This is a genomic window from Burkholderia sp. AU31652, assembly GCF_002223155.1.
GTDB lineage: Bacteria > Pseudomonadota > Gammaproteobacteria > Burkholderiales > Burkholderiaceae > Burkholderia.
In genome coordinates this window covers 1-4686 of sequence record NZ_NKFG01000023.1, presented here as the reverse complement: position 1 = coordinate 4686, position 4686 = coordinate 1, and the positions used below count along the sequence as shown (strand labels likewise).

General features: G+C 53.1%; 5 protein-coding genes and 2 pseudogenes. All 7 read right to left on the bottom strand.

Annotated elements, in window-relative coordinates; all coding sequences use genetic code 11:
* Positions 1-304, bottom strand: a pseudogene (locus CFB40_RS37680) (hypothetical protein); the annotation flags it as partial.
* Positions 305-315: 11 nt separating this feature from the next.
* On the bottom strand, positions 316-969 hold the full coding sequence (locus tag CFB40_RS39390) for a hypothetical protein (protein WP_256977015.1): 654 nt from the start codon (positions 967-969) through the stop codon (positions 316-318).
* Between the two features lie 14 nt (positions 970-983).
* Positions 984-1202, bottom strand: a pseudogene (locus CFB40_RS37675) (type VI secretion system Vgr family protein); the annotation flags it as partial.
* A gap of 159 nt (positions 1203-1361) precedes the next feature.
* The gene (locus tag CFB40_RS37670; RefSeq protein ID WP_089426898.1) at positions 1362-1904 is read right to left on the bottom strand and encodes an SMI1/KNR4 family protein; all 543 of its coding nucleotides are present in this window, start codon (positions 1902-1904) and stop codon (positions 1362-1364) included.
* Positions 1898-3211: an RHS repeat domain-containing protein gene (locus tag CFB40_RS38925; protein WP_256977014.1), complete on the bottom strand. Its 1314-nt coding sequence runs from the start codon at positions 3209-3211 to the stop codon at positions 1898-1900. Before CFB40_RS38925 ends, CFB40_RS37670 begins: the two co-directional genes overlap by 7 nt.
* 124 nt (positions 3212-3335) lie before the next feature.
* Positions 3336-3755 (bottom strand): hypothetical protein, encoded by a 420-nt coding sequence (locus tag CFB40_RS37655; RefSeq protein WP_089434298.1) that lies wholly within the window; start codon positions 3753-3755, stop codon positions 3336-3338.
* Positions 3756-3763: 8 nt separating this feature from the next.
* Positions 3764-4686 (bottom strand): RHS repeat-associated core domain-containing protein (locus CFB40_RS39455; RefSeq protein ID WP_306427348.1); only part of this gene is annotated, 923 nt, incomplete at its 5' end.

Below are 4686 nucleotides of genomic sequence, written 5' to 3'. Positions count from 1 at the left end.
CATACGTGTCGTACTCGAACCGCTTGTCCTCGAACATCTTGAGCCGGTTGTGCTCGACATACCCGCCCGGATGATCGCTCGACACCAGGTTGGCCGCCGCATCCCAGCGAAATACTTCCGACGGCAATCCCGGCCCCGCCGCCTGTTCGATGCGCCCTGTCGGGTCATACCGATAGCTCGTCGTGCCGTAACGCTGATCGCGCTTCTGGATCACGTCGCCAGCGGCATCGTATTGCCACTGCTTCGCAAGCAACTCACCGCCCGCCGTACCGCGCTGCGCAGTTTGCCGCGCACGACGACCCACCGCGTCATATCCTACAAATACTCCTTCAAAATTTCACCATCGAACGACTTATTCCCCGACACTTTTTTACCCAGCAAAAAATCAGTATCAAGCTCATTCCGGCCGATACCATTTCTCTTTGCAGCGAAAACAATGGTCAGAAACGGGTATGAATAGTAATTTGGATTTTCCATTACATCTCGAACCAACCCAGAATTGACCTCCACCACATTTATTACCCTCGGCAAATAAATACTCGCTACCTTTTCACATATCCATCGACATGCCGACTCAACCTCCACCTCATCCCGCGGCAGATCAATTGCCCCACCGACATTCGGGGAAAATGATTTTACCGTTTCCATAGACGTATTCATCGCCATAACCAGACCAGTTGGTATCTTCGGTCTGTATGGAGGATTTCTGCTCGCATAAAAATCCTGAAGACTAGGAGAATCAGCGGCAGCAGAAAGAATATATCCGTTTGCATTTCTCAGAAATCTGAATCCGATGCGCCCATTACCCATACCCTCTCGCTCAACAACGATCTCGCCCCTTGATATCTTGACACCTCGCTCGCTTATATTTTCCTTTAAAATCTCTTGCAATCTTTTCTCAAATATCCCCCTCAACTCCGCGCCCATCAACCCACCCCAATAATTCAGAATTAATATCCCCACCATCATTCGACCAAACTGCAAATCTTTACACCATTTCCGGAAATACCTTCCCATTTTCCATTGGGGGAGACCACTCCGTTATCGAACGCATTTTGCTTGCCGTGAATCACTGGCTTCGGCGTCGCGCGCGGCGCACGGTACGGAATCTTCTTCGGCAGCAGCGAGAAGCTGTTGCGGTACGGCAGCTTCGCGCTGTGCTGCGTATAGTCGTTCACGGCCTCGTGACGCACGTGCAGGATCCGGTCCCCGCTGACGGAGCACCTATTCCATCCTGCAATAATTCCGGATCTTGCCCGTCGTGCGGTTGCAGCGCGCCGGTCGTAACCCACAGGGTCACGCCGGTGCGTGTGTCGGAGGCTTGGGCAGAGTTGGACGTGGGGAATAGCCCCGCGTACATATCAAAACTGAAGATCCACCTTTACAGCACGAGGCGCATTCTCCGGCGGATCTTCCGGCGTGAGTCGGCTAACAAACTCCTGCAACGTGTCGGTGATTTTCGTCAAGCCCGTACCGCGTGGCCGCAAGCCCGGACCGACCTCGCTCTCATGATCCCAGAACTCAACCGATCGAGCACCTGCTGGATGAATTCTGAGGCAGACTTGATTTCCACCAGGTGCTTCTCCGATTGGAATCCAATCAGCCGGAATACGGCCCTTATATGTCTCGAACCTCTCGAGTATTGTCGATCCGTATTTGCTCGACAGTCCGTAGAGAAGCTCTAAAGAATCGGTACCGTCCTGTGCTGCCCACGGTGACGGTTCATCAGAACGAAACTTGATGAGCGAATTGAACTCGATATCCCCGCCGAAATGCAGCAACAGGTTTCTATAGTCGTCCGGAAGCAGGCCAACCTCGGCCTCCAAGGAAGCTAAAAGCTGCATCTTCCTTTCCGACGACAATTTGTCAGGAGTTGCTCCGAGTTGCGAAAGTTTGTCTAGCATCGCGTCTTCCTCATATCTGCCGCAGATCCCGTGTGCGGGACATTCCCATGTAGGTCAGATGGAATGAACTGAATTTCCGTCGCACTCAAATGATGGGGTGTAAGTCCCTTCTCTTTCAAGAGATTCTTGGCGGCGTTCGCACTAATTCCCTTGATACGACCAAGCTCAGCATAGACCGTTGGGAAATCAGTCCGCGTACCGTTAAGAACGTCTTTCTCGAAGGTCAACGTACCCTTTGACCATGTCGAGAAGTCAGGACGCCCCCCCTTGAAAGGAATCGGATCATTGCCTGTAATGGCATTTACTTTCGCATTGTCGGAATACCAGTTGCTGTTCCCAGGTTCACCGTCCCAACGACCGTTGGTGCGCGGCAACCTATCGGCCGCCCATCCCCACGGGTCAATCCATACGATCGGATTCGATCCGTACTGGTACAAGTTCATCCCGCCAATCAGCCCGATAGGGTTCGGGTTGATGAAGCGTCCGATATCCGGGTCGTAGAACCGGAACGTGTTGTAGTTCAGCCCGGTCTCACGGTCCAGATACTGCCCTTGAAAGCGCAAGTTCCGTGGTCGCGGTGCGTGAGCCGGCGCTGACGCCGCCGCTTGAACCTCTCCCCACACCGCTGTCGGCCGCTGCGGTGCCCGCGCGATCCACTCCTCCTGCACCGCATTGCCCCACACCTTGTAGCGCGCCTGCCAAACCAGCTCGCCACCAGCGTCAGTCAGTTCCTCCGGCAACCCCGAAACATCATTGTGGAAGTAATAAACCGCGTCCCGCACATCCGCATCATTGGCCGCCGCCTTCCCTTGATCGATCCGAGCAAGCGGCACATAACTATTGGACTCGTACAAGTACGTCAGCGCTTCCTCGCCCTGACGGTCGTGATACGTCTCCTGCACCAACCGCATGCCGTCCCACAGGAAATCCGTACTCGCATAACTGCCATTGAGCTTCCGAATCCGCCGACCGAACGCGTCGTATTCAAAGTGCGTCGTCCCGACACCAAGCCGGTCCTTCGTCACGACGGTCTTCAACTGATTCCAGTCGTCGTACTCAAGTACCAGCTCTTTGGCCGGCCCGTGACCGCTCAACTTGCGAACCAGCCGCCCAGAGACGTCATACTCAAAGCGCTTGTCCTCGAACATCTTGAGCCGGTTGTGCTCTACGAAGCCTCCCGGGTGATCGCTCGACACCAGGTTGGCTGCCGCGTCCCAACGAAACACTTCCGACGGCAATCCTGGCCCGGCCGCCTGTTCAATGCGACCGGTCGGGTCATACCGATAGCTCGTCGTGCCATAGCGCAAATCCCGCTTCGGAATCACATGGTCCGCAGCATCGATCAGCTATTAGGGACTACCTTTGGTAGCCCCCGCACCCCTTCAAAATCTATCCCTGGAAGAATAGACTTTGTCACCAATCCACAAAATCTCAAAATGAATAAACCCACAAATCATCAAAAACAAAATCCAAACTTAAAAAATCCGTCAATCGCTCAAAATCATCAAACTCATCGGGCAAAGAAAGCCCCACCCCCTTTACACCATCCACCTGAACAAATCCACACCACGCAATCTGAGTTTCCGTATTCTTCAATACATCACCCACGGTCATTCCAGGCCACAACTTATCCAAATATTTCCCTGCGAACTTACTATTACATGCCAGACTTTCTATCCGACCATTTTCCGGATCGTGGTAGATAGTAATTGTTTCATCAATGCTGACAACGTTCTGACCAGTACGCTCTACGACATGCGTCTCGCTCAGCCTACCAATGACGTCCTCAACCTGCTCGCCGAGAAGAATCCCCCCCAGCGATTTACTTGGAACAATTATGTTATTCAGCATCTATATCCTCACTTTGGGGAATTGGACAGCACCCCATCTACATACACCGGGCTATCGAAAATTCTGTCGTAGTTTTGAAATTCAGATGGTCCAATTCGCCCCTGAACTTCCCCATTTCGATAAACCTTCCAATATTCAGATCCATGAACCCCACCTCCAGGATGGAAGTCCAGAACATCCACATCACCATTTCCGGTCGTTCGCGTGAACAATGTGTGGGATGTCTTCGGACTATTCTGATTCGTTATGCTCTTTTCAAATCCCTTACTTTTCAAAAAAGACTCTACATCCTGAGGTTTTTTTCCGGTCAGTCGGTCAACCCATCGATTAGCAATATTATCCTTCTTGTTAAATGCTTTGGTACATGTCAAGCCCCACGGATCAATCCACGCAATCGGGTTTAGCGCATATTGATAAAGGTTCGCTCCCCCCATCAATCCGATCGGATCCGGATTGATGAACCGACCGATATCCGGATCGTAGAACCGGAACGTGTTGTAGTGCAGCCCGGTTTCCCGATCCAGGTATTGTCCTTGGAAGCGCAGGTTTTGCAGCCGCGGCACGTGGGCAAGCGTTGCAGAAGCCAATTGCACCTCGCCCCATTCGGGCACCGACTGCTGCGGAGCCCGCGCGATCCACTCCTCCTGCACCGCATTGCCCCACACCTTGTAGCGCGCCTGCCAAACCAGCTCGCCACCAGCGTCAGTCAATTCCTCCGGCAACCCCGAAACATCATTGTGGAAGTAATAAACCGCGTCCCGCACATCCGCATCATTGGCCGCCGCCTTCCCTTGATCGATCCGAGCAAGCGGCACATAACTATTGGACTCGTACAAGTACGTCAGCGCTTCCTCGCCCTGACGGTCGTGATACGTCTCCTGCACCAACCGCATGCCGTCCCACAGGAAATCCGTACTCGCATAACTGCCAT

Coding starts and splice junctions, on each gene's coding strand:
- CFB40_RS37670 (WP_089426898.1), bottom strand. CDS start 1,904: ATGCTAGACAAACTTTCGCAACTCGGAGCAACTCCTGACAAATTGTCG.
- CFB40_RS37655 (WP_089434298.1), bottom strand. CDS start 3,755: ATGCTGAATAACATAATTGTTCCAAGTAAATCGCTGGGGGGGATTCTT.
- CFB40_RS39390 (WP_256977015.1), bottom strand. CDS start 969: ATGATGGTGGGGATATTAATTCTGAATTATTGGGGTGGGTTGATGGGC.